The organism is Paenibacillus sp. FSL R10-2199 (genome assembly GCF_038000235.1).
Taxonomy (GTDB): Bacteria; Bacillota; Bacilli; order Paenibacillales; family Paenibacillaceae; genus Paenibacillus_AQ; species Paenibacillus_AQ phytohabitans.
In genome coordinates this window covers 3783268-3806874 of sequence record NZ_JBBOBO010000001.1, presented here as the reverse complement: position 1 = coordinate 3806874, position 23607 = coordinate 3783268, and the positions used below count along the sequence as shown (strand labels likewise).

At 51.7% G+C, this 23607-nt stretch carries 18 protein-coding genes; 8 read left to right on the top strand and 10 right to left on the bottom strand.

Features of this window, described 5'->3' with window-relative positions:
* Nucleotides 1-11: 11 nt before the first annotated feature.
* The 3 genes from NYE33_RS16215 to NYE33_RS16205 all read right to left on the bottom strand — a co-directional run bounded on the left by NYE33_RS16215 (nt 12) and on the right by NYE33_RS16205 (nt 1993).
* Entirely contained in the window at nt 12-440 is a 429-nt protein-coding gene (locus NYE33_RS16215; protein WP_052421962.1) for a GreA/GreB family elongation factor, read from the bottom strand.
* A 168-nt stretch (nt 441-608) separates the two neighbouring features.
* Nucleotides 609-1514 (bottom strand): SAM-dependent methyltransferase, encoded by a 906-nt coding sequence (locus NYE33_RS16210; RefSeq protein ID WP_340944047.1) that lies wholly within the window; start codon nt 1512-1514, stop codon nt 609-611.
* 77 nt (nt 1515-1591) lie between these two features.
* Entirely contained in the window at nt 1592-1993 is a 402-nt protein-coding gene (locus tag NYE33_RS16205) for an RrF2 family transcriptional regulator (protein ID WP_039295309.1), read from the bottom strand.
* A 348-nt stretch (nt 1994-2341) separates the two neighbouring features.
* Between NYE33_RS16205 and NYE33_RS16200 the strand changes: the two genes are divergently transcribed.
* Together NYE33_RS16200 and NYE33_RS16195 are read left to right on the top strand one after the other, a co-directional pair.
* Nucleotides 2342-3721 carry a GntP family permease gene (locus NYE33_RS16200; RefSeq protein WP_039295304.1) on the top strand — a complete coding sequence of 460 codons (1380 nt, stop codon included), beginning with the start codon at nt 2342-2344 and terminating at the stop codon, nt 3719-3721.
* Between the two features lie 26 nt (nt 3722-3747).
* Nucleotides 3748-4533, top strand: a complete 786-nt coding sequence (locus tag NYE33_RS16195) for a 3-hydroxybutyrate dehydrogenase (RefSeq protein WP_341066661.1) — start codon at nt 3748-3750, stop codon at nt 4531-4533.
* Nucleotides 4534-4612: 79 nt separating this feature from the next.
* Here the strand turns inward: NYE33_RS16195 and NYE33_RS16190 are convergent, their stop codons facing one another.
* Nucleotides 4613-4969, bottom strand: a complete 357-nt coding sequence (locus tag NYE33_RS16190; RefSeq protein ID WP_341066659.1) for a hypothetical protein — start codon at nt 4967-4969, stop codon at nt 4613-4615.
* A gap of 337 nt (nt 4970-5306) precedes the next feature.
* On the opposite strand from NYE33_RS16190, the gene NYE33_RS16185 reads away from it, so the two are divergent.
* Genes NYE33_RS16185 through NYE33_RS16175 form a run of 3 tightly spaced genes read left to right on the top strand, consistent with a single transcriptional unit; the run spans nt 5307 to nt 8998 of the window.
* Nucleotides 5307-5702: a GntR family transcriptional regulator gene (locus NYE33_RS16185; protein WP_042138822.1), complete on the top strand. Its 396-nt coding sequence runs from the start codon at nt 5307-5309 to the stop codon at nt 5700-5702.
* Between the two features lie 2 nt (nt 5703-5704).
* Nucleotides 5705-6790, top strand: a complete 1086-nt coding sequence (locus NYE33_RS16180; RefSeq protein WP_341066656.1) for a DUF5808 domain-containing protein — start codon at nt 5705-5707, stop codon at nt 6788-6790.
* A gap of 30 nt (nt 6791-6820) precedes the next feature.
* Nucleotides 6821-8998, top strand: a complete 2178-nt coding sequence (locus tag NYE33_RS16175; protein ID WP_341066655.1) for a serine hydrolase domain-containing protein — start codon at nt 6821-6823, stop codon at nt 8996-8998.
* Nucleotides 8999-9573: 575 nt separating this feature from the next.
* Here the strand turns inward: NYE33_RS16175 and NYE33_RS16170 are convergent.
* From NYE33_RS16170 to atoD, 3 genes are read right to left on the bottom strand one after another with little or no spacing between them, the layout of a single operon-like run.
* Nucleotides 9574-10764, bottom strand: coding sequence for an acetyl-CoA C-acetyltransferase (locus NYE33_RS16170; RefSeq protein WP_340944025.1), 1191 nt, complete (start codon nt 10762-10764; stop codon nt 9574-9576).
* Nucleotides 10761-11432 (bottom strand): 3-oxoacid CoA-transferase subunit B, encoded by a 672-nt coding sequence (locus NYE33_RS16165; protein WP_042138826.1) that lies wholly within the window; start codon nt 11430-11432, stop codon nt 10761-10763. Before NYE33_RS16165 ends, NYE33_RS16170 begins: the two co-directional genes overlap by 4 nt.
* A gap of 1 nt (nt 11433) precedes the next feature.
* Nucleotides 11434-12093: an acetate CoA-transferase subunit alpha gene (gene atoD / locus NYE33_RS16160; protein WP_341066652.1), complete on the bottom strand. Its 660-nt coding sequence runs from the start codon at nt 12091-12093 to the stop codon at nt 11434-11436.
* 158 nt (nt 12094-12251) lie between these two features.
* Here atoD and NYE33_RS16155 point away from each other — a divergent pair, with 158 nt between their 5' ends.
* Nucleotides 12252-13133, top strand: a complete 882-nt coding sequence (locus NYE33_RS16155) for a LysR family transcriptional regulator (protein ID WP_341068689.1) — start codon at nt 12252-12254, stop codon at nt 13131-13133.
* A 549-nt stretch (nt 13134-13682) separates the two neighbouring features.
* Here NYE33_RS16155 and NYE33_RS16150 read toward each other — a convergent pair.
* Complete coding sequence (locus NYE33_RS16150; RefSeq protein WP_341066649.1) at nt 13683-16343, bottom strand: glycoside hydrolase family 78 protein; 2661 nt, start codon at nt 16341-16343, stop codon at nt 13683-13685.
* Between the two features lie 150 nt (nt 16344-16493).
* Between NYE33_RS16150 and NYE33_RS16145 the strand changes: the two genes are divergently transcribed.
* Both NYE33_RS16145 and NYE33_RS16140 read left to right on the top strand, forming a co-directional pair.
* Nucleotides 16494-17417 (top strand): AraC family transcriptional regulator, encoded by a 924-nt coding sequence (locus NYE33_RS16145; RefSeq protein ID WP_341066647.1) that lies wholly within the window; start codon nt 16494-16496, stop codon nt 17415-17417.
* A 105-nt stretch (nt 17418-17522) separates the two neighbouring features.
* On the top strand, nt 17523-19262 hold the full coding sequence (locus tag NYE33_RS16140; protein ID WP_341066645.1) for an ABC-F family ATP-binding cassette domain-containing protein: 1740 nt from the start codon (nt 17523-17525) through the stop codon (nt 19260-19262).
* A 76-nt stretch (nt 19263-19338) separates the two neighbouring features.
* Here the strand turns inward: NYE33_RS16140 and NYE33_RS16135 are convergent, their stop codons facing one another.
* Together NYE33_RS16135 and NYE33_RS16130 are read right to left on the bottom strand one after the other, a co-directional pair.
* Nucleotides 19339-19890 (bottom strand): SMI1/KNR4 family protein, encoded by a 552-nt coding sequence (locus NYE33_RS16135; RefSeq protein WP_042138830.1) that lies wholly within the window; start codon nt 19888-19890, stop codon nt 19339-19341.
* 270 nt (nt 19891-20160) lie between these two features.
* Nucleotides 20161-23346 carry an alpha-mannosidase gene (locus tag NYE33_RS16130; RefSeq protein WP_341068686.1) on the bottom strand — a complete coding sequence of 1062 codons (3186 nt, stop codon included), beginning with the start codon at nt 23344-23346 and terminating at the stop codon, nt 20161-20163.
* Between the last annotated feature and the right edge of the window lie 261 nt (nt 23347-23607).

Below are 23607 nucleotides of genomic sequence, written 5' to 3'. Positions count from 1 at the left end.
TTCCTGCCCGTTCAATCATACACATTATCCAGAATCAGCACTTCATCACTGCCAAACGGGGTTTGGATCGTGACGGTATCGCCGGGACGCGCCAGAATAAGCCCCCTGCCCATCGGAGACCAGAGGGAGATGCAGAATTCATCCAGCTCAGCTTCGCCCGGAATTACAATTCTATAGGCATCCTTCAGCGTTTCCTGCCCGATCCGCAGTGATACCCGCGACCCGACCAGAACAGTGGATTGCTCCAGCGCTTCATCCCCGCCGGACAGAATCTGCTCCACCGCCTCCTGATACTTCCTGATCATGGACTGAATCTCCGCCCGCTCGGCCGGCGACTCCCATGTGCCCCGGTCCAGAATAACGAATTTATGCTCATCGAGATAGACCAGCTGCTGCACCAGCTCCTGGCGCAGGGAAATCGTTATGAGACTATGGCTCATAGTAGATTTCACCCACTTTCTTCATCAGGTCATGCTCGAAAATACGCTTGCTCAAACTCATAGCCCTCAGTCCTCCCGGATAATAAAATAGATCCCGCGTGGGGATCTACTCTCTATGATAGCATCTTTCTATGGAAAGACAATGTCATGTATATATGCTGTTGTGATTTACTGCTTGGCTGCAGCTGCTCTGCTGTACATGTTGAGATCCTGCAGCTTGATCAGCACCTTGCCGAACCGTCCGCCTTGGCGGATCACTACCTTTTGATCAGGATAAGCAGTATGCAAATAATCCGTAACGACCTTCAGGGTAGCCTCTTTCCCGTCCAAATGATGCATAGGCAGCATCTCTATTACTTCAGCAAGCGCCGCTTCAACGGATAGCTCCTTGCTTTTCGTCTCGCGGGTCACAATCGATTCGTAGGAATATCCCTTCAAATACAGCAGCTGCATCAGGTAGGCCATATCCGAAGATTCCGCATGCACCGCCCGGCCCGTCAGCAGAGGCAGCACTTCATTCATGAGGCTATGCTCCTGAACCCCCGCCGATGTACTGATATAGCAGTATTGCCGGGCACAGCTAATGACCTTCTCCGCACTCTCCCAGTCAAATACCGCCGGACACATGGACACAAACACAAGATCGAAGGCGTTCAGCCAGCCTTTTGCCGCAATATCGATATCCTCAAAGGCTTCGCGTACCAGCTCCACTTGACCGGGGGCGTAGCCTGCGGTGTTGTGCAGAAACAGTTCAGACAGCGGAATGTTAGGCTCTACTGCCGTTACCTTAGCCCCTCTCTCGATAAAAGGTACGGTGAAGCCGCCCGAAGCCGCGCCCACATCCAGGACAGTGAGCCCATTGAAATCTACTCCCTGGCCCTCCATCCAGCTGATAATCCGCTCACTTCTGTCTCTTCCCGCACTGCTGAATACCTCTTCATTGAACACCTTCGCCTTATGATCAAAGCTGTGATGCGGGTCCATCCCCATCGCTTTGAACTTGTTGGCCATTGCCTTGGGATCTTCCTTCCAGGCCGTCTCCCATACTGTTGCCTCAAATAATCCGTTGTTCATCTCTAATCCATCCTCTCGTATTTCGCAGACTTAACAGACTTTGAATATCTATGAAATTCTCGAAAAAATAACGGAGCTCAATGGCTCTCCGTTAATTTTCCGGCAAGCTCGGACATCATTTTATTGCGCAAATACTCCTCCATCTGCCCTTCTGCCTTCACCATCTCCTGCTGGATGAGACACTCGCTGGAATGATTAAGCGTACAGTCAAACAGCGAAGCCGTGCCTTCGATCGCATGGATAATATCCAGGAACGAGATCTCTTCCTTCCTGCGTCTCAGCCGGTACCCGCCGTTCGCGCCGGATGCGGATTCCACCAGCCCCGCCTTCACCAGCTTAGTCAGGATTTTGGATAAATACGTAGGGGATACATTCTGCCGTTCGGCAAGCTGCTGCACTCCTACCGGCTTATCCGGAGCGTACGCCACCAGGAACAGCATCGTGTGCAGCGCGTAGTTCGTTGCTTTTGAGTATTTCATGTCTTGTTCCACCTTAAGTATGGACTTTGTTTCTAATCAAAGACTTTATTTATCTATAATATATTTTATACAGCAAAAATGCAAGTGCAGAAATGATTTCCTGAATAAAGCGAAAATGGCGGTATAGTCCCCGCTTATCCATAAAATTTTTTCATGGATTGCATGCACCGCTTGAATTTTACGCCTGCAGAATGCTGTTGTACACTTTGAATGTAAGCGTTACCATCATAACAAATGACCTGCGCGCACAAGGTTGGAAGGGACGAAAGCCTATTCGATGTTTCTGGAACAGAGCTATGGTTCCGTTTAAGCAAAAAGTAGGTTACACATTTAATTAGGGGGGTTCTCATGGTTATTCAGGTTTTAGCCATCGTTCTGGCGCTTGGCCTGCTGATGTTCTTCGCTTACCGGGGGTTTCCGGTTATTGTTTTTGCACCTATATTCACCCTGCTTGCGGTAGTTATCTCAGGGGTGGCCCTGATGCCGAGCTACACCGAAGTATACATGCTGAATGCGGCAAACTACGTAAAGAACTTCTTCCCGATCTTCCTGCTAGGCGCTATCTTCGGTAAAATGATGGAGCTTAGCGGCGCTGCCTCGTCCATCGCCCAGACGATTGTCAAAGCGCTCGGCTCAAAGAGAGCTATGCTTGCCGTTGTACTCGCCTGCTCCGTGCTGACTTATGGCGGCGTATCGCTGTTTGTCGTAGCCTTCGCTGTCTACCCGTTCGCTGTAGCGATCTTCCGTGAAGCCGATATCCCGAAACGGCTCATTCCCGGCACCATCGCACTTGGAGCGTTCACCTACACGATGGATGCCCTGCCGGGTACGCCGCAGATTCAGAACATCATCCCGACCACTTACTTCGGTACAGATGCCTATGCTGCTCCGCTCGTCGGTATTGCCGGCGCGCTGATCGTCTTCATCGGCGGCCTGTGGTGGCTGGAACGCCGCCGCAAGCAGGCAGCTGCTAACGGGGAAGGCTATGGCACCGGCCATAAGAACGAACCGGAGGTGCTGGAGAACGCCAAATATCCAAACATCTGGATATCTGTTCTGCCGCTTCTGCTCGTGCTCGTATTCAACTTCCTGCTCAGCCGGACGTCCATGTCGGTGACCAACTGGTACAGCAGCGAGCTGCTGGAAACGTTCAATATCGCTAATGTCAAAACTGTATCCTCAAGCTGGGCCTTGATTATTGCCCTCTGCATCGGGGTTATCGCTGCCGGATGTATCAATATCCGCCAGGTCAAAGGCAAAATGGCCGCTGGCCTGACCGCCGCAGCTATGGGCTCCCTGCTGGCCATTTTCAATACAGCCTCCGAAGTAGGCTTCGGCAACGTTGTCAAAACACTCCCAGGCTTCAAATCCATCCAGGAATGGATCATGAATATCAGCGATCATCCGCTAATTTCCGAAGCGTTGTCCGTCAACATTCTCGCCGGAGTCACCGGCTCCGCTTCAGGCGGTTTGTCCATCGCCCTGGAGGTCATGGGCAAATCCTACCTGTCCATGGCCCAGACGCTGGGGATCAGCCCGGAAATGCTGCACCGCATCGCTTCCATGGCATCCGGCGGTATGGATACGCTTCCACACAACGGTGCCGTCATCACTTTGCTGGCAATTACCGGACTTACGCATAAGCAATCCTATAAAGATATCTTTGCCATCACCTGCCTGAAGACAATTGCCGTATTCACTCTTGCCATCGTTCTATCCATCTTCTAATTCATCCCCATGGAGGTTATGCAGAAATGAGCAGATTTTTGGAAAATAGAGCTGCATTCGTCACCGGCGCTGCCAGCGGCATCGGTCTGGAGATTGCCCGCAAGTTTGCCCATGAAGGCGCCAAGGTAGTCATTTCCGATGTACGTGAGGAGTTGGCCGTCAACGCCGCCGAAGAATTGCAAGCCCAGGGCTATGAAGCCTATGGCCTCAGATGCGATGTTACCCAGGAAGCGGAATACAGCGCGGCGATTGCCAAAGCCAAAGAAGTCTACGGAAGACTGGATATTCTGGTGAATAACGCAGGGTTGCAGCATGTGTCGCCGATTGAGGATTTCCCCGTGGAGAAATTCGAGTTCATGCTGAAGGTGATGCTGACCGGCGCTTTTATCGGCATCAAGCATGCCTTCCCGATTATGAAGGAGCAAGGCTACGGCCGCATCATTAACATGGCCTCCATTAACGGAGTCATCGGTTTTGCCGGCAAAGCCGCTTACAACAGCGCCAAACACGGCCTGATCGGGCTGACCAAGGTCGCCGCTCTGGAAGGCGCTGCCCACGGCATTACCGTGAATGCCCTCTGCCCGGGCTATGTGGATACCCCGCTGGTGCGCGGACAAATGGAGGATCTGGCCCGAACCCGGAATGTGCCGCTGGAAAGCGTACTGGAGGAAGTTATTTATCCGCTCGTCCCGCAGAAACGCCTGCTGGCCGTTGAAGAAATCGCCGACTACGCCATGCTGATCGCCAGCGAGCGCCTCGGGGGCGTCACCGGCTCTACCCTGCTGATTGATGGCGGGTATACTGCGCAGTAAGCCAGATTATTCAGTCCTCATACAAAGTTAAGCAGCGGTCCTCCCGTTAACTGGGGGACCGCTGTTTTGCTGTTTTGTGTTATAGCTGCTCAAGCTCCTTAGAGACTTGTTCAAATCTGTTTATACCTTGGACTATTTCCATATAAAAGAAAAATACATAATTATTCAAATATCGAAGCTGAAGCATGGAGATTTGCTTTCTTTTAATTTCAGCTTTGATCATTATTAAAATCTTTGTAATGTAATCAAAATGACCGTAAAAAAAATCAGGAGATTCTTGTATTAATGGATTAATGGACATGTAATACTGATCAAAATAGTCACGTAATACAGTGATTCTGTTCTCAAAAAAAAGGGTCAGCAGTTCAATGTATTTAATCGTATTGTTGTCTAAGTCAATTGCTGCTTCCAGAGCTTGCTGCTCTATTTCATACATAGTTTCGATTCTTCTTACCAGGATCCTTAACAGGCGCCTGTTTAGCATTACCCAGTGAACGTCATACGAGACGTATTCGAATATCGGTTGGTAGAATCTCAACTCTCTTTTTAATTCATCAAATTTTTTTCTTCTCCTTTTGGCTTTAAAGAAGATAAACACCCCCTTTAAGAGATAATTCTATTACCTTATATATCCATATGCATCAGCATTAATCACACGGTAGTGGAACAATTTTCTGCTGAATCTTGCACCACTTTCAACATATATGTTATATATGTAATATAACAAACAAAATGTATTTTGAATACAGAAATAACCATAAGGAGGGATATTCGTGTTCATAGAGCTCGATCTGCAATCGGACACCCCGCTGTACACGCAGCTGGCCGATCAATTGACCGAAGGGATCGCGTCAGGCGAGCTGAAGCCGGGTGATCCGCTTCCGTCGATCCGGAGATTGGCTGAGGACCTCGGGATCAATCTCCATACCGTCAACAAAGCCTACAATTTGCTTAAGCAGGAAGGCTTGCTTCAAGTGCACCGGAAGACGGGCGTTATTGTTCAGCCGGACGGGATGCCCGGTGTGACGGAGGCGTTCGAGGCAAAGCTCCGGCGGCAGCTGCGCTCTCTTGCGGCAGCGGCTGCGGTACGTGGCATGGCGGAAGAGGTATTCGCGCAGGAGAGCAAATCGGTATACCGGGATATAATTACGAACCGTGGAGGGGAATAACGGTGACACAAGAACAGATGATTATTATATCCAGCAGCTATTCGATGATTGCTCTGATGCTCTGCTTACAGGTCTACATCGGCTTGCAGACCGTTCTATTCGGCATTGTGCTGCCGGAGGAGGCCCTGAAGGATCCGTCCGTTCGTGCCATCCGCCGGAATTACGCTTTGCTGACCTGCGGTTTTGCGGTTGTCATCGGGGGTGCCTGCTTGTTCTGGCTACGCCAACAACCGGCGCGGGGTCTCCTGATTTTGACGTCATCCATCTTGCTTTTAATGATTGCTTCATCCTTCGCAGCCCGGCTAAGCCGGATATCCGCGCAACACTTGAAGGCAGCCAGAGGCTGGAAGGCTGTAGTGCAGAAGAAGCGCACAGCCAGCCTTACGGCCGGCCGGATGCATAGCCCGGTGCTTAGCTCTTGGTGGTACTCGGCAAATGCCGGCGTTAACGCGCTATGCATCTCCTTTGCTATTGCCAGGTGGGATAGAATTCCGCAAGTGCTGCATCTCGGAAATTGTAGCTTTTACAAAACCGGTTTGACGGTGTTCTCTTTAAACTTCGTGCAAGCACTGAATATTACCGTGTTCGTCTGCTACAACCTGCTGATCAGCCGTGCCAGAACATCGCTGGACCCCCAGGACCGGGAAGGTTCGCTGCAGAAACAGTTGAAGCACAAGAGAATCCATTCGCTTCTGGCTTGGGGCGCCTCGCTCTTAATGGTTGTATTCTACGGGGTGGCGCAAGCCATAACATTGTACGGCTGGAAGGGAAATCTGCTCTTCCTCTCCGGCATGTGGCTCTGTACAGCACTCTTAGTCGCACTGTTCGGCGTCATCCTGTATATGCGAATCAAGGGTATTGATCAGCTGAGGGACGTTCCGTCGCTGGAGGAAAAGCACTGGAAGTGGCTTGGCCGCCTCTACGTGAATCCTGAAGATCCGGCGTTGATCGTTCCGAACACCCGTGGTTTCGGCTGGACGATCAATTGGGCCAATTCGCGCAGCAAGACCATAATCTCCGCCATCCTAGCCGTTCTCGTGATCGAATTTATAATTTGCTATCCTATCTTCAATAAATATCTTCAATAAATAAAGAAATCCTGGAGAGGGGGAGTTCAAATGATAAGAAATCGGTGGAGAACCGCAGCTGTACTATTCTTGTGTCTGCTTCTCCTACTAACCGCCTGCAATGACAACACACCAGTGGCTGAAATGCAGAACGTAGCAGAAGCACTGAATACGGCTGAGGTAACCCTGTCAAGTGCTGCTCCGCAAGCCGTGTCAACGGCGGAAGCGGACTCGCCTCCACAGCAAGCTGTATCCACTTACGAAATTACCCGGCAAGCCGCACAGGAGAAAGCAGAACTTCTCACAACTACATATGCCACGAACAGCGTGCAATACGCCCTTATCGATCATGGCAGCATCACCGTATCCGGCCAATCCGGCAAGAATGATGAGCAGGGCCTGAACCCGCTCACGAAAGACACGATGTACGGGATCGCCTCGATAAGTAAGATGTTTACCACGGTTGCCGTTATGCAGCTGGCCGAACAAGGGATAATCGGTCTCGACACGCCGGTCATCCGGTATATCACGGAGTTTACGATGACGGATGAACGCTACAAGCAGATTACGCCGCGCATGCTGCTGAATCATTCCTCCGGGCTGAACGGATCGTCGAACGTGAACGCTGATTTATTCGAAGACAACGATACTTATGCCCACGACACACTGCTGAAGCAACTGTCCGGTCAGACCTTGAAGGCGGACCCCGGCGCTTATTCGGTGTACTGCAATGACGGATTTACACTGGCCGAGATTCTGGTCGAGCGGGTCAGCGGCATGGACTTCACCTCTTATGTCCACCGGTATATTACGGAACCCCTGGGTATGATGAATACGCTGACGCCGCTCGATTCACCGGACAGGGCAAAGATGGCGGGACTCTATTATCCTGCATATCCCGGACAACTTCCGGGCCAGACGGTCAACGCGATCGGAATGGGCGGCATTTATTCCACAGCGGAAGATTTGGCCCGGTTCTCGCAACTTTTCACGGGAGAAGCGGAAGAAGTATTGGCCGGCAAATCGGCTGCGCTCATGGCACAAGACGAGTATAAGACGCCACTCTGGCCTGACGATGCGGACAACTCCTTCGGATACGGTCTCGGCTGGGACAGTGTCGATCTGTATCCCTTCAGTGAATACGGAATAAAGGCGCTGACCAAAGGCGGGGAAATCACTCTCTATAAAGCGTCGCTCGTTGTGCTTCCCGGACAGGACATAGCGGCAGCTGTTGTCTCTTCCGGAGGGAGCGGCATGTACAATCAGCTCATGGCGAACGAAATTCTGCTGCAGGCATTGAAGGAAAAAGGTACAATTACTGAATTTAAGCCTGAGAAGTCATACGGTGCGCCGATACAAGCTGACATCCCGGAGTCCATGCTGCAGTATTCGGGAATCTATGGCGCGACTGGTACAATGATGAATATCAAAATATCCGCAGGCGGCGTCTTGTCCATTACTTCGGAACAGCCCTCCAATAATCCGAAACAGATCTTCAACTATTCAAGGGACGGCATGTTTCATAGTTCGGATGGAGATGCGATGGTCAGCTTCGTGAAAGAGGAGAACGGCCGCACTTACTTATGGATTCGTCAATACGTTTCGGTGCCGGGTCTTGGGCAGACCGCATCGTCAGAGTACACTTCCGAGAAGCTCCAGCCCCAAGAGCTTCCGGCAGAAACCAGGGAAGCATGGATGAAGCGCGACGGCAAGAAGTATTATCTGCTGAATGCGAAGTATACGTCGCTCGGTTATCTCGTATTGCCTCCCACCGAATTGAATGTGTCGGAGCAATTGCCGGGGTACGTGCTCGATAAGCGAATAACCGGTCCGGATTCAGCCGTCTCCGAATTGCAAATTCCGGGAAACAGCGGGCGGGATCTCTCCGGTCTTACGTTCTTTACACAAGATGGCGTTGAGTACTTGAATCTTGCCGGATTCATCTTAGTGAACGAGGACGCCTTGAAGCCTACTAATTTCGCTAAGAAGTCAACCGTAACGATTCCGCCGAGCGGATACGCCAGGTGGTATACGATAAGCGACAAAGACGGGGGCAAGAACATCAAGGTGAGTATGCCCTCGAAAGCCTCCTTCGCCGTTTATGATGCCAAGGGAACATGCATCTATTTCAGTGTCATCGGAGGCAAGGATCAGATCACGCTGCCTGCGGGAGGATCGATTGTGTTCGCAGGGGATGCCGGCACGAAGTTTGAGGTTTCAGTGCAATAACATCGTATCGGGTAGTTCTTCATCATTACTCTGGAGGCCCGGCACCCCGGATGCGTCTTGATGTTACGTGTGCCCGGCCGGCCGTAAAGCGTTTTGTATTTTTTTCGAGAAATGAAAGTAGTCTTGTGAGCATTAGTCCTTCACCGAAGAGGACTGAGAATCCGTTATTTGAGTAAATTCGGCGAAATTGCCGGTTAATCGGAATCGCTTAATTGACCTGGAATGCCTTCTTTTGGGTTCAAATGAATAAGATAACGGAATCTCAGTCCGCTTCAGGATATATGAACCTGGGGAGGGGCAGCTGGCCTGACAGTTTGCTATCAAGTGGAAACGCACCGTCCTTTAAAGGACGGTGCGTTTCAGCGAGAAATAGAAGGATAAGTTATCATGAGAAGCATATAAATTCTGGCGTAATATTTCAAAAAAAGCAAAGCTCCAGTGATAGGAGCTTTGCCTGCAATAATATTGTTCTATATTTCACAAACCTTCTGATCATCCTGGCAAGGATGCCGCCTTCTCGGATGTCTGCAGCTTATATCCGCTCTATCCTTGCTCTATCTTCGCGAATCTTTGCTCTATATCCGCTCGATAATTGTCGTGACGCCATGCCCGCCGCCGATGCATAGTGTGGCAAGACCGGTGCGTGCACCGCGCTGCTTCAGTGCATGTACCAGTGTTACGAGAATTCTAGCGCCGCTCGCACCGATGGGATGGCCCAGGGCGATGGCCCCGCCATTCACATTGACCTTCTCCTCCGGGAAGTCCAGGGCCTGGCCTACCGCCAGCATCTGTGCGGCAAACGCCTCGTTAGCCTCGATAAGATCGATATCGCTGATCGTCAGGCCGCCCCGCTGCAGCGCCTTCTTCGTTGCCGGTACCGGCCCCATCCCCATGATGGAAGGATCCACACCGCCGGACGCGTAAGACAGAATGCGCGCAAGCGGCTTCAGCCCCAGCACCTCTGCTTTCTCCGCCGACATAATGACCAGCGCCGCAGCACCGTCGTTAATGCCCGAGGCGTTCCCGGCGGTAACACTGCCGTCCTGCTTAAAGGCCGGGCGCAGGCCTGCCAGCTTCTCGGCCGTTGTTCCTTTCCGCGGAAACTCATCGGTATCGAAGATGATGGCATCGCCTTTTCGCTGCGGAATGACTACAGGCACGATTTCTTCCTTGAAATGGCCTGCTTCAATGGCGCGCACGGCCTTCTCCTGGCTGGACGCCGCCAGGGCATCCTGCATTTCGCGGCTGATCCCGAATTGTTCGGAGACATTCTCAGCCGTGATCCCCATGTGGTATTGGTTGAACGCGCAGGTCAGGCCGTCACTTACCATCGTATCGATCAGTGTGCCGTTGCCCATGCGGTAGCCGTAACGGGCCTGATCCAGCACATAAGGCGCTTTCGACATATTTTCCATCCCGCCGGCTACAATAATCTCACTGTCTCCCGCCATAATACTCTGCGCAGCCAGGTGAACCGCCTTCATGCCCGAACCGCAGACCTTATTGATAGTCAGGCTTGAGGCCTCTACTGGAATGCCCGCTTTCATTGCCGCCTGACGCGCCGGATTCTGGCCCAGCCCGCCCTGAAGCACATTGCCCATAATGACTTCATCGACCTGCTCCGGAGCAACACCCGCCCGCTGCAGCGCCTCCTTGATGACCAGCGCCCCCAGATCTACAGCGGCAATTCCGGCAAGACTTCCGCCAAAGGTGCCGAGTGCCGTCCGCACCGCACTGACAATGACAATTTCTTGGGCTGTATTCATAACAACACCTCATTCGAAGGGATATTCCGCATGGGAGACAGATCCGCAGAAACCGTAAACGCTGCACCCGTTCTATTTGTAACCGTTTCCAATTCAACGCCCGGAGCCAGCTCTTCCAGCACCAGCCCCTGCGGGGTGAAACGGAATACCGCCAGCTCCGTGATAATCATCGATACTGCGCCGCGCGCGGTTAGGGGCAAGGTGCAGTCGCTTACGATTTTGGAAGCACCGTTCTTGGAGGTATGCTCCATAGCGACAATAACTTTCTTTGCACCTGTGACCAGATCCATGGCGCCGCCCATGCCGGGCACCATTTTGCCGGGAACCATCCAGTTGGCCAGATTGCCGTGCGCGTCTACCTCCAGCCCGCCAAGAATGGTAACATCCACATGTCCGCCGCGGATGAGCGCAAAGGAAGTGGCACTGTCGAAAAAGGAACCCCCGGGCAGAATGTTAGCCGGTTTGCCTCCTGCATTGACCAGATCGGGAATGATCGTATCCTGCACCGGTCCAAGTCCGATATAGCCGTTCTCGGATTGCAGAATAATGTTGATGCCTGCCGGCAGATAATCCGGGATCAGCGTCGGCAGCCCGATGCCCAGATTGACTACGTCCCCGTCATGCAGTTCAACTGCCGCTCTGCGTGCGATCAGCTCTTTCGTATCCATGTTATTCACTCTCCTTATAGCAGATGATTTTATCGACCAGGACACCCGGCGTAACCACAATATTGGGGTCAAGCTCCCCGGTTTCCACAATTTCATCCACTTGAACAATGACCAGATCGGCGGCCAGCGCCATCAGCGGATTGAAATTGCGCGCCGAATTGCGGTACACCAGATTCCCCGACTTATCCGCTTTGTGTGCTTTCAGCAGGGCAACATCAGCCCGCAGCGGCAGCTCCACCAGAAATTCCCTGCCCTCAATGGTCAGCGTCTGCTTGTTGTCTGCGACCATCGTCCCTGTTCCTGTCGGCGTCAGAATGCCGCCGAGCCCTGCACCGCCTGCCCGCACCCGCTCGGCAAGCGTACCCTGCGGCACCAGCTCCACCGCCAGCTCCCCGGCGAGCATCTGTCTGCCCGTCTCCGGGTTGGTGCCGATATGCGAAGCGATCACCTTCTTCAGCCGCCTGCCCAAGACCAGCGGGCCTACTCCTGTGTCGACCAGAGCCGTGTCGCTGGAGATCAGCGTAATGTCTTTGATATCCCGGTCCATCAGAATGCCTACCAGTGCACCAGGTGCTCCGGTTCCCATGAACCCGCCAACCATAATGGTCATACCGTCATGCACAAGTTCGCCTATTTCTTCAAGCGTCGTTACTTTCCCCACACCGAACCCCTCCTGTTTTTTTGCTGCAGCCCATTGACAAATGTGATGCGGATGTCTTTATGTATACAGTGTACAACGCGCTTTTTTAGGGGTAAAATTCAGACATCGCATGCAAACCATGAAAATATATCATAGATTGGAGGCGCTTACTTTTGGATGTGCGGAACCTGAAATACGTGCTGGAAGTGGCCAATTTGCACAACATCACCAAGGCGGCGGAGAAGCTTCACCTGACCCAGCCCACCCTCAGCAAGATGGTTAAGAGCCTGGAGGACGAGCTTGGCGTCATCCTGTTTGACCGCTCAGGCAAATATGTCAGGCTGACCGATGCCGGAACAGCGGCGATGGAGCAGATCAGGCTGATTATTGCCGCAGTGGACAATCTGCATATGACGCTGGACGACATCAGCAACCTTAAGACCGGTACGATCAAGATTGGCCTTCCTCCGGTGATCAGCTCCGTTTTTGTCCCCAAAGTCGTGACTCCATTCCAAAAAAAATATCCCAACATCTCCTTCGAGCTCATTGAACAGGGCTCGAAGAATGTTGAGAATATGGTGCTGGAGGGCAGCATTGATCTGGGCGCCGTCCTGCTTCCCGTCCGGGAGGGCAGCTTCGGAATCAAGCCTTTTGTCCGTGAGAATCTGGCAATTGTTGTCCATAAGTCACATCCGCTGGCGGCACTTGAAGAGGCTTCGCTGACCGATCTCCGGGAAGAGCCGCTGATCCTTTTCGCCAAGGGGTTCGCCATGCGGCAGCATATTATCGAAGCCTGCATCAGCGCAGGGTTTGAAGCCAATATCGCTTATGAAAGTGCTCAATGGGATCTGCTGGTCGAGCTAGTGTCGGCCAATCTGGGCATCGCCTTCCTGCCTGAGCCGCTCTGTGAGAAGGTATCTAACCAGAATGTGCGCATTCTGCCGCTGCGGAATCCGTCCATTCCGTGGAACGTTGTGCTGATCTGGAACAAGGAGCGTTACATCAGTAAATGCATGCGGGAATTCATCCGCTTCCTGGAGGATCATTCCCTGGTTGTATAGCGCAATATCACTATATAGCTTGATAACTTGAACTGGTAATCTTTCGGATTAGTCCCGGGCTCCCCGCTTGAACAGCTGGCTGTGCCAGGATTCACGCCGTCTAAGCTATAAGTGTATTTTGTGCAACTAAAGCGGGCGATTATTGCGCTGTGAGGATTTTAATTGCACTTTCTACACTTAAAAATCCACATATTTCGTAAAAGGGGATCTCACCGCTTTTTTAGTTGTACAGAATACAATTAACCCGGAAAATCCGGAATCTCGCCGTCTTTTAACTGCAGAAAATACAATTAAATGCTATGCACATCACGCTAGTTACTCTCCAATAGACTTGCAAATGCAGAGTTCTGTGGAGTAGGTTATTCCCGAAGTTCAATCTATATAGCTGCATAAGAACAAATTCCTCATAAGGGCAAATCAAACCACACACCAGAAATTGAATGATCCAACCAAATTCCAATGAAATTTATCCACAACAGACGAATTTCATAATTTCCTAATCAACAAAAAGCAGAGCCCCTTCATTCCACAGGAACTCTGTTATACCGCTTACTTTCGTAAGGCATATCCGAATCTATATTCACCGGAGCCGAGCGTAATCTTCACCGACTGCTCCAGCTGCTCGGCAGAATGAATACCGCGGACCGCCTGAAGCTCCTGCCCGTTCTCCAGCACACCCGCCAGCAAAGCGTCCGGGAGCAGTACAGTAGCCGAGGTATTCGGGGGAACTACGGTCACCAGCTCTATTTTGCCGGAATCAAGCGTCCACTCGGAGCGGATCTTCCCGTACATAGATTCCAGCCCGGCGGCAGCCGAAGTCAGTCCGCCTCCCGGATGCGGCTGAATCAGAAACTGCTTATAACCCGGATACTCTTCCACCTGCTCGATGCCGGCAACACAGCGGTACAGAAAATCGCCAATCGCCCCATATGCATAATGATTGAACGAGTTCATATCCTTGCTCCAGAAGCTGCCGTCCTCCTTAATCCCGTCCCAATGCTCCCAGATGGTCGTCGCCCCCCGGGTAACCTGATACAGCCAGGAAGGGTAATCGGTCTGCAGCAGCAGCTTGTAGGCAGCATCATAATGCCCCGCTCCAGCCAACACCAGATTCAGATAAGGCGTGCCGACGAAACCTGTGGTGAGATGATATTTGTTCTCTTCCAGCAGCTCTATAAGCTTGGCAACCGTGCGTTCTTCCGCCTTACCCTCCACCAGACCGAACATCAGCGCCAGCACACAGGCTGTCTGTGTAGCTACACTTATCCGTCCGGCAGGCGTGATGAATTCCCGGTTAAAAGCTTGTTTGATCCGCGCATGCAGCTGTGAATAGTACTGCTCATCTTCTGTTCTGCCCAGCACTGCCGCAGTCTTACCCATAAGCTCTACAGAATAGGCACAGAAGGCAGTCGCGATATAGTCCCTGTCCGTAGCGCCGATGTAGCTGTCCGGCTTGGCATCCAGGCCCAGCCAGTCTCCGAAATGGAAACCGGTATTCCACAGGAATTCATCCGTCCCCTGCCGGCGGATATACTCCACCCAGCCCTGCATGCTGCTGTACTGCTGCTCCAGAATCCGCTTGTCGCCATAACACTGATAAATCGTCCACGGACAGATGACAGCCGCATCGCCCCAGGCCGCGGAAGAATGGGAATTCTCATCCAGCACATGAGGAATTACGAACGGAACACCGCCGTTATCCAGCTGATCGGCCGCCAGATCCTTGAGCCATTTGCTGAAAAAGGGGGCCACATTCATCAGATACGCCGACGTACGGATGAACATCTGCGCATCCCCGGTCCAGCCGAGCCGTTCATCGCGCTGCGGGCAGTCTGTCGGCACATCGACGAAATTGCCTTTTTGCCCCCAGAGAATGTTATGCTGCAGCTGATTCAGCAGCGGATTTGAACAGGTAAAGCTGCCGGTCGGCTCCATATCCGAATGCAGGACAACACCTGCGAAATCCTGCAGATTGAGGTCCTCCGGGAAGCCGGTCAGCTGCACATACCGGAAGCCCTGGAAGGTGAAACGCGGCTGGAAGCTCTCCCGGCCTCCACCTTTGGCAATATACGTAACCGTCTGTCTCGCCGCCCGCAGGTTATCTGTGTACACATTGCCTTCCTGATCCAGCACCTCGAAATGCCGCAGCTGAAATTCCTGTCCTGCCTGCCCTTCCACCGTAAAGCGCATCCAGCCGACCATATTCTGGCCCATATCGAGCACAGTCTCCCCGGCCGGAGTGCGCATGATTGCTATAGGTATCAGTTCCTCTACAGCCTTCACAGGAACATTCTCCTGGGCCAGCAGAATATCCTTGGTGTACGGAAGGATCTCCGCAGGCGTCCATGACTGGTCATCGTACTCCGCCCTGCTGAAACCGGTCTGCTCCAGACGGGCATCATAGGTTTCGCCGTGATAGATCTCCGACATCAGCAGCGGTCCGGGCGATACTGTCCATCCCTGATTCGTTCCGATGATCTGCTCCACCCCGTCCGCATAGATGAGATGAATCTGCATCAGCAGGGCCGTGCGGTCGCCGAACACATGCTTTTTGTTATCCCAGGCCAGGTTTCCTTTGTACCAGCCGTTCCCCAGCCAGGCGCCAACCGCATTGTCTCCCACTGCCAGCTGCCTTGTGATGTCATAGGTCTGGAACTGCAGGCGGGTGCTGTAGCTGGTCCAGCCGGGGGTCAAATAATCCCCGCCGACTCTTGTACCGTTCAGCTCAACTTCGTAGAGACCGAGACTGGTCACATACATTCTGGCCCGGGTGACCTGCCGGTCTACATGGAAGCTCCGCCGCAGCAGCGGAGCCTGCTCTGCCTGGACATCCAGGCAAGCCAGCGGCGCTGTAATCCACTCTGCCTCCCAATCCTCCGGCGAGAGCAGGCCCGTCTCCCACCAGGCGGTATCCGACCACTCTGTAGGCCGGTTCTGCTGATCCCATACTCTGATCCGGTAATAATAGCGCTGCTTAGGCTGCAGCTGCAGCTCCTTCAGCTCAATATGCAGGGATTGTCCGGACTCCACTCTGCCCGAATCCCATACCGTGCTTCCGAAGTCCTGATCCATTGCTGCCTGAAGCTGATACGCCTGCTGCATGACATCCCGCTCATCCGCATCCAGCTGCCAGCTGATTCTTGGATAACGGACATCCAGCCCCAGCGGATTGTCTTTGTACTCCACACGTAATTTATGAACAGCTATCATTTCATTACACCCCGTCTTTTCTGGGATTGCCCCTATAAATATGAAACGCTTTCTATTACAATTATAGAATTCCGCAGCATTTACATGACCTGCAATATGGACATTTCACCGGGGTAAAAAGGACATTCTGTTGTTTAGAGGAGTGAACTGATGCATTCGGCCAATCATACGCTAAAAGGGGAGTATTTCTTCCAGAACAATCTCCAGTTATATGTGAACCGCGCTACCGAGAACTATGATCTTCCGCTTCACTCCCATGACTTCATGGAGCTGACCTTCGTTGCCGAAGGCAAAGGCTTCCATTATATCGGGCAGCAGGCTCAGCAGACCGGCAAGGGCCAGCTGTACTATATTCCCGTAGGAGTCTCCCATGTCTTCCGTCCGTCTTCACCCAGCCCGCTCCGTGAGCCGCTCGTGGTGTACAATTGTTTGTTTAAGCCGGAGCTGCTGGACAACCTTGCCGCTCTGATCCCGGACCCGCCGATTGCCTCCTACCTGGAGCAGATCCGCAATCATCAGCTGCCCGCATTCTCCGTGACGGATCTGAACGGTTCCATCGAGAGCCTGTTTCTGGCGCTTCACCGGGAGGTTCATCTTCCGCAGACCGGCGCGGGCAGCTATTTGCTGACCTTGTTCATTCAACTGCTGATAAGTATCTACCGGCTCAGGCATGACGAGGTCCAGTTTCCGCTGAACAAGCAGACGCAATTCCTGCAGATTCTGAATTATGTCAACCAGGAGTACGCGCAGGAAATCACCCTGAAGCGTCTGTCACGCAGCTTTGACTGGAGTGAAAGGCATCTTCAGCGGCTGTTCAAGGCGAATACCGGGCAGACCTTCCATCATTACCTGCAGAATGTCCGGATTCAGAAAAGCTGCCTGCTGCTGGTTCAGCAGCCCAAGGCGCCCGTTCAGCTCATTGCGGAGCAGGCCGGCTACCATGACCCGAAGACCTTCAATCTGGTGTTCAAGCGGATTATCGGCACCACTCCGGGGAGCTACCGGCAGGCGTCCGGGAGGAAGCATCTGAAGGGGCCGGAGCCGGGAGAAACAACTTTAACGCAGAATGATTGATGTTATTTGTAAATAGTGTTAGGCTATCAACGGTAAACTCAACATCTGTGCTCTTCAATACATCCTAAAATAGTCACAAATTTAGTTAGAAAGAAAGGTAACACTATGATAAAAGCAGAACACTTATCCTTCTCATTCCCGCAAAAAGAACTATATAAAGATATTTCCTTTACGCTTGAAGCCGCACAGCATTGTGCTTTCATTGGAACAAGCGGCAGCGGGAAAAGTACACTGACCGATATTCTGATGGACCCGGAAAGATATCTGTTTGAGGGCAGGTTAGAGATAGATCCTACTTGCAGCATCGGGTATGTAAGCCAGTTCTCCCAACCGGAAAAAACTAAAGATACAACCGTTTTTGAATATATCGGCGAAGAATTTATTAAGGTACAGAATGAAATAAATTCTATTTTGGCTGAAATGGAAACCTCCTCGGATATGGATTCGCTGCTGGAAAGGTATCAGTTAGCGTTGGACGCCTTCGATGCTATGGACGGGAATGATTACGAAAGCAATATTAATAAGAAACTAAATCTGGCAAACCTCATGAAGCTAAAGGATGTCAGGGTATCTGACCTGAGCGGCGGGGAATTCAAGCTCATTCAAGTAATGAAGGAAATGCTCAGCCGTCCGGACTTCATGATTATGGACGAGCCCGATGTATTTTTAGATTTTGACAACCTAAATTCACTTAAGAATCTTATTAATGCCCACAAAGGCATACTGCTGGTGGTTACGCACAACCGCTATCTGCTCAATCATTGCTTCAACAAAATCCTGCACCTTGAAAACAAGGAGATCCAGGAGTTTGACGGGCGGTATATTGATTACAACTTCTCCTTGCTGCAAACCAAAATTGAGCTGCAGGAGCTCGCCATCGCTGAAGAGGAAGAAATTGCGAGAAATGAGAGCATCGTCAATAACCTTAGAGCAATCGCAACTTATAATTCAGAGGCCTCCAGAGGGAGAGCGCTAAAAGCCAGAGTTAAATTTCAGGAAAGACTGGAAGCGCGCAGAATTAAAGCTCCATTCGTAGAGATTAAGCAGCCGGATATCCGTTTCAGTATCGATCATGAACTGGAAGACACGACTGTTATAACTGTTAATAACTATAGCGTTTCCTTTGATGAGCTGCTGTTAGAGAATGTTAACTTTGAGATCAAATCTACGGATAAAGTAGCCCTTATCGGTGCAAACGGCACCGGGAAAACGACATTACTCCGGGAGATTTATAGGAATAATCATGATGCAATTGAAGTAAATCCGGATGCTAAAGTGACTTATTTATCTCAGCTTCAAGGTGAAATGCTGAAGGATTCTAATACCATCCTGGAGGAATTCATCGATGCCGGGTTCGCAACGTATGATGAGATTAGATCGCATCTTTCAAGCTACGGCTTTGAAGGGGAAATCCTTGAGCAAAGAATAGAATCCTTATCCGGCGGCGAAAAAAATATGCTTCAGTTGGCTAAAGTTTCTGCCAGTAAAGCGAACGTACTGCTGCTTGATGAACCGACAAGCCATTTGGACACCTATACACAAATCGCACTGGAGAACGCTATCCAGAACTATAAAGGTGCGATTCTCATGATATCTCATGATTTCTATTCGGTGGTAAACGGGATGGATTATGTTCTGATCATTGACGGCAAGACGATTAGAAAGATGACGATCAAGAAATTCAAAAAGATGATTTATGCCCGGCATTTCGATAAAGACTATCTGGAACTGGAACAAAATAAAAAAGCTGTTGAAACGAAAATCGAGCTGGCTTTAAAAGCTGCTAATTTTGAACTTGCACAAGGTTTGATGGATGAGCTGGAAGAGCTGATTAAGCAGCTGTAAATTATAACTAAATAGGATTCACCTGTCAGAAAAAAACGACAAAAGAAGCCTTATATTTAGGGTTTCTTTTGCTGTTTTATGGAAAATATTTATTAAGATTCTCTGGTGTGATGCCGTTCCATAACCAAAATTGATCCCCCTGCGATACAAGTAATCGATCGAGCCATAGTTCAAAGCTTAAATTAAGCGGCTCACCATTATCACGAGCTGAGGTATAGATTGACTGGTCAAACAGATAGTCTTTTCTGCCTTGCTTTACATAATCGCTATTTACACATATTAAAGTCTCACTGAATTTTGCTATAACGTATACGTGCTCAGGGGTTGGAAACTTTTCCAATGCATCTAGAATTTCATCCACTCCAAAAATATGCCAATGAGGTGCCGATTCTTCAACATCCTTATATAATTCCATTCCGTTATGAAGAGACAAAAAGAACTTATAATCCTCAGGCAGCTTTAACTCCGTCTCCGCTTCAAAATCCTCGATTTCTTTCAATAAGACGGGCTTAGAAAATGAAAATCTACATGTAAGCTGAAATCCTAAATTTCTTTGTATAGAAAAATTTTTGTTATTGTAAATTACCTTCTTTAAAGCCTCTAAGGATGCGGTTATTAATTTTGACATTTGCCCTCCCCCTCATAAAAAAACCACCAATTGATTTGTAAAACCCATCATATCTAGGGTATTCGCTTAGTATTTAAACAATCCTGCCCTTAATGAAAGTACCCGCAATCTAATACTTTTGTCCTTTGAACATCAGGGGATCGCCTCTTTTCGGTTTGATTTGGTCCGGCTTACCATTATTCGGCAGGGCGGCTTTTCTCCCGCAAAAAAGCAAAAAATCCCCGGAGTCCGGGGATCTTTCGGTCAATCAATGCATAATTAACGCTCACATCAGGCAAAAACAACATGCAGCGTATGAATCTCATACGGTTTGAAATCAAGGCGGATGGCCGGTCCGTCCACCGCTTCAGTCTCCAGCGGACGCTCCATCAGATCGCGCAGCTGCCAGGAGACGGCGGAGTAATCGCTGCCGATATTCGCCGTGCTGCGTGTTCCCGTATACTCATGCAGTCTGACGATACATCCGCTGCCATCCTCAGCCAGCTTAACGGCATCGACGGCAATGTTCGGGGCATCGCAGGTGATCAGCGACTTGCCGTTACCGGCGGCATAACCCCCTTCGGCAGCGAGGAGCGGATTATTCAGCGCCCACGCTTCCTGCACGGTGCCTGCCGCAGCCCAATCCCCTTTATGCGGAAGCAAGGCATACGTGAAGCGGTGCTCGCCCTGGTCAGCCATCCGGTCCGGGCTGGTTGCCGATTTGATCAGCGACAGCCTCATCGTGTGATCCTTGATGTCGTATCCGTATTTGCAGTCGTTCAGCAGGCTGACGCCATAGCCCCGCTCCGACAGGTCAGCCCACTGGTGGCCGACACTCTCGAACCGGGCATAATCCCAGCTTGTATTCCAATGGGTCGGCCGCTTCACGTTGCCGAACTGGATATCATAGGTAGCTTCCGTGGCGCGAACCGCAACAGGGAAGGCAGTCTTCATCAGCTGATGCTGTTCATGCCAGTCCACCAGGGTCTCGAAGTCAATCCGTGCACTTCCGGCATATACCTTAACCTTCTGGGTGATCGAGGAATCCATGTACTTCCAGGTGAACTTCAGCACTGCCTGCAGCGGGCCGCATTCGGTCAGCTCTACAGAGCGCAGATCGCTTACTACCCGCATTTTCTCCTGGTAATACAGATCGATATCCCAGGCGTCGAACATCTTCGGCTTATCCTCGAATACCTGCAGCAGATTGCCGCATTCGCCCGCTGCCAGCACCTCGCGCGCTTCCTTGCGGTCATAGATCCGGCTCAGCTGTCCGGCTGCATTCCACTCCAGAATATAATAAGGTGTTGTTAGTGTTGAATCCTGCCAGGTAAAAGGAACGGACGGTTCCGGATTCTCTCCGGAAGCGGCGGGTTGTGCAGCGCGGATCACTACACTCCCCATCGCCGGAACAGCTTCTACCCCGACCAGCCACTGACTGCCGGAGCGCTGGGCGGCCAGCGGGTTGCCGGCGGCATCCGTCCAGACGGCAATCTCTGCGCTGTGAGGGACGGCTGCCAGACGGGGACCTCCAAAGAGGGAGCTGTTGAACAGCGTGTACTCCTTGTGTGACGCGGTATCCGCCGGGTCATCCTCACCCGCTGATGCAGCATCAGGGCTCTTCAGTTTGACAAGTCCATCCGCCGCAGCATCAAGGGCAGCCCGGCCCAGCTGCTCTGCTTCGGCATATTCCAGCCGTGAATCCTGATAGACCTCATGAATGGAGGAGCCGGGGATAATATCATGGAACTGGTTACGCAGAATAATCTGCCAGCCTGCCAGGAGCGATTCCGCAGGATATTGTGCATATCCGCCTGTCTCCGCAGCAAGGAGTATCTGCAGCCACTCCGCCTCGCGGTACAGCAGCTCCAGCTTGCGGTTCATTCTTTTGTTATAAGCCTGGCTGGTGTAAGTCCCGCGGTGAAACTCCAGATACAGCTCCCCGTCCCAGGTATGCACATATTGATCGGTGCCTTCTATCGTTTCATGCAGCCGCTCGAAATAGTCATCCGCACGGCCCGGCTTCACTTGCGGCAGCCCCGGCATGGTATCCAGCCTCCGCCGCATCTCCAGCATCTCGCGGTTCACACCGCCGCCGCCGTCGCCATACCCGTAGGAGAGCAGCAGCTCACGGTTCAGGTTCTTGTCGCGGTACTGGTCCCAGATCCCCTGCACAGAGAAAGGCTCAATAAGGCCGTTATACGTATAGTACCAGGCACTGGAATCAGGAGCCTCGGGTGTAGTGATGAAGTGGGTCAGTACCTCGCTGCCATCAATGCCCCTCCACTGGAACGTATCATGCGGCATGCGGTTATATTGGCTCCAGCTGATCTTGGTCGTCATGAAGGTGTCAATGCCCGACTTGCGCAGAATCTGCGGCAGCGCCCAGCTGTAGCCGAACACATCCGGCAGCCATAGGTACTTGCAGTCTACGCCAAATTCCTCGCGGAAAAATTTTGTCCCGTATAGAATCTGGCGCACCAGCGACTCGCCGCTGGTCAGATTGCAGTCCGCTTCCAGCCACATTGCACCTCCGGCTTCCCAGCGGCCTTCCTCCACCCGCTGCTTAATTTCGCTATAAATCTCCGGATAATCCTGCTTGATGTAGGCATAGAGCTGCGGCTGGGTTTGCAGGAAGATGTACTCCGGGAACTGCTTCATCAGCCGAAGCACTGTGGAGAAGGAGCGGGCCGCTTTCTCCCGGGTATGGGTAAGCCGCCATAACCAGGCCACATCAATATGGGTATGGCCGATCGCGGTTACCGTAACCGGATGCTGCTGCTCCAGCAGGGCCAGGGCCTCGAGCAGGCTCTCCTCAGCCTCCTGGACTGAAGCATAGAAATCTGCGCTGCCGGGCCTTGACCAGTCCAGCTTGTTAAACGAGCGGTTCAATGCCATCAGCAATTCATGCTTCTCGATCTGGCTGTCGGCAAGCTGCTTGAAACTATCCAGTGCCGCCCGGCCTGTATAATAGAGGTTGTCGGCTGATTCATCCAGATAAGCCAGCTCAGCCTGCTTGATCCGGTGTTCCTGAGCAATCAGCTGGCCGTCTCCGTTCAGGCCTGACCATAAGCGGAAGGTGAAGTCCAGCTCCCTGCCAGCGGCATCCTCAAGAAACACCTCCTGGTGATTGGAATCCACGCCCTGATACGGCTTGCCGTCCAGAAACAGCAGGGATTCGAAGCCGCTGTTGTTCCCTCCGCCTGTCCGGCCGAAATCGAATATACCTACAATACGTTTCCCCTGCCAAGCAGCTGGCACTGTGATCTTTCTGTGGAGCCACAAATATACATCACTGCCGGTCCAGTAATCCCCTATACGAAGCTTCTTGTCTCCTTCCGGGGCGGACGGATAGACACCATTGTCACCCTCCTGATCCTCTGTAACCAGCCATTCATCAAGCGTAATAACCTCACGGTACCGGTAACCCTCCAGCTCCTTCAACCGCAGTGCAAGCTTCTCTTCAGTCCAAAACATTCCCATTCCGATTTTCCTCCCTTTTGTATAACACGTGTTATCAAATGGGCAGAAAGACGGTCCATCCGTGTAAGGATGGTACCGTTCCCTGCTAATTAGGATAAGCTGCCACTACAAAGTGAATCGCTGCTTAAGGCATATTGCCTGTTAGCTCAGCCGGCTCAGACTATGTGCAAGCTAAAGCTACATCGTCCCCCAGCAGAAGCTGTTCAGGCAGTGCCAGCAGCAAGTGCAACACCATGAATGGCTTAGCCTCCCCTT

Excerpts from the sequence above, each read along its gene's own strand:
- NYE33_RS16150 (WP_341066649.1), bottom strand. The coding sequence starts at position 16,343 with ATGATAGCTGTTCATAAATTACGTGTGGAGTACAAAGACAATCCGCTG.
- NYE33_RS16195 (WP_341066661.1), top strand. The coding sequence starts at position 3,748 with ATGAGCAGATTTTTGGAAAATAGAGCTGCATTCGTCACCGGCGCTGCC.
- NYE33_RS16170 (WP_340944025.1), bottom strand. The coding sequence starts at position 10,764 with ATGAATACAGCCCAAGAAATTGTCATTGTCAGTGCGGTGCGGACGGCA.
- NYE33_RS16200 (WP_039295304.1), top strand. The coding sequence starts at position 2,342 with ATGGTTATTCAGGTTTTAGCCATCGTTCTGGCGCTTGGCCTGCTGATG.
- NYE33_RS16135 (WP_042138830.1), bottom strand. The coding sequence starts at position 19,890 with ATGTCAAAATTAATAACCGCATCCTTAGAGGCTTTAAAGAAGGTAATT.
- NYE33_RS16145 (WP_341066647.1), top strand. The coding sequence starts at position 16,494 with ATGCATTCGGCCAATCATACGCTAAAAGGGGAGTATTTCTTCCAGAAC.
- NYE33_RS16130 (WP_341068686.1), bottom strand. The coding sequence starts at position 23,346 with ATGTTTTGGACTGAAGAGAAGCTTGCACTGCGGTTGAAGGAGCTGGAG.
- NYE33_RS16165 (WP_042138826.1), bottom strand. The coding sequence starts at position 11,432 with ATGGATACGAAAGAGCTGATCGCACGCAGAGCGGCAGTTGAACTGCAT.
- NYE33_RS16205 (WP_039295309.1), bottom strand. The coding sequence starts at position 1,993 with ATGAAATACTCAAAAGCAACGAACTACGCGCTGCACACGATGCTGTTC.
- NYE33_RS16140 (WP_341066645.1), top strand. The coding sequence starts at position 17,523 with ATGATAAAAGCAGAACACTTATCCTTCTCATTCCCGCAAAAAGAACTA.
- NYE33_RS16190 (WP_341066659.1), bottom strand. The coding sequence starts at position 4,969 with ATGTATGAAATAGAGCAGCAAGCTCTGGAAGCAGCAATTGACTTAGAC.
- NYE33_RS16210 (WP_340944047.1), bottom strand. The coding sequence starts at position 1,514 with ATGAACAACGGATTATTTGAGGCAACAGTATGGGAGACGGCCTGGAAG.
- NYE33_RS16175 (WP_341066655.1), top strand. The coding sequence starts at position 6,821 with ATGATAAGAAATCGGTGGAGAACCGCAGCTGTACTATTCTTGTGTCTG.
- NYE33_RS16215 (WP_052421962.1), bottom strand. The coding sequence starts at position 440 with ATGAGCCATAGTCTCATAACGATTTCCCTGCGCCAGGAGCTGGTGCAG.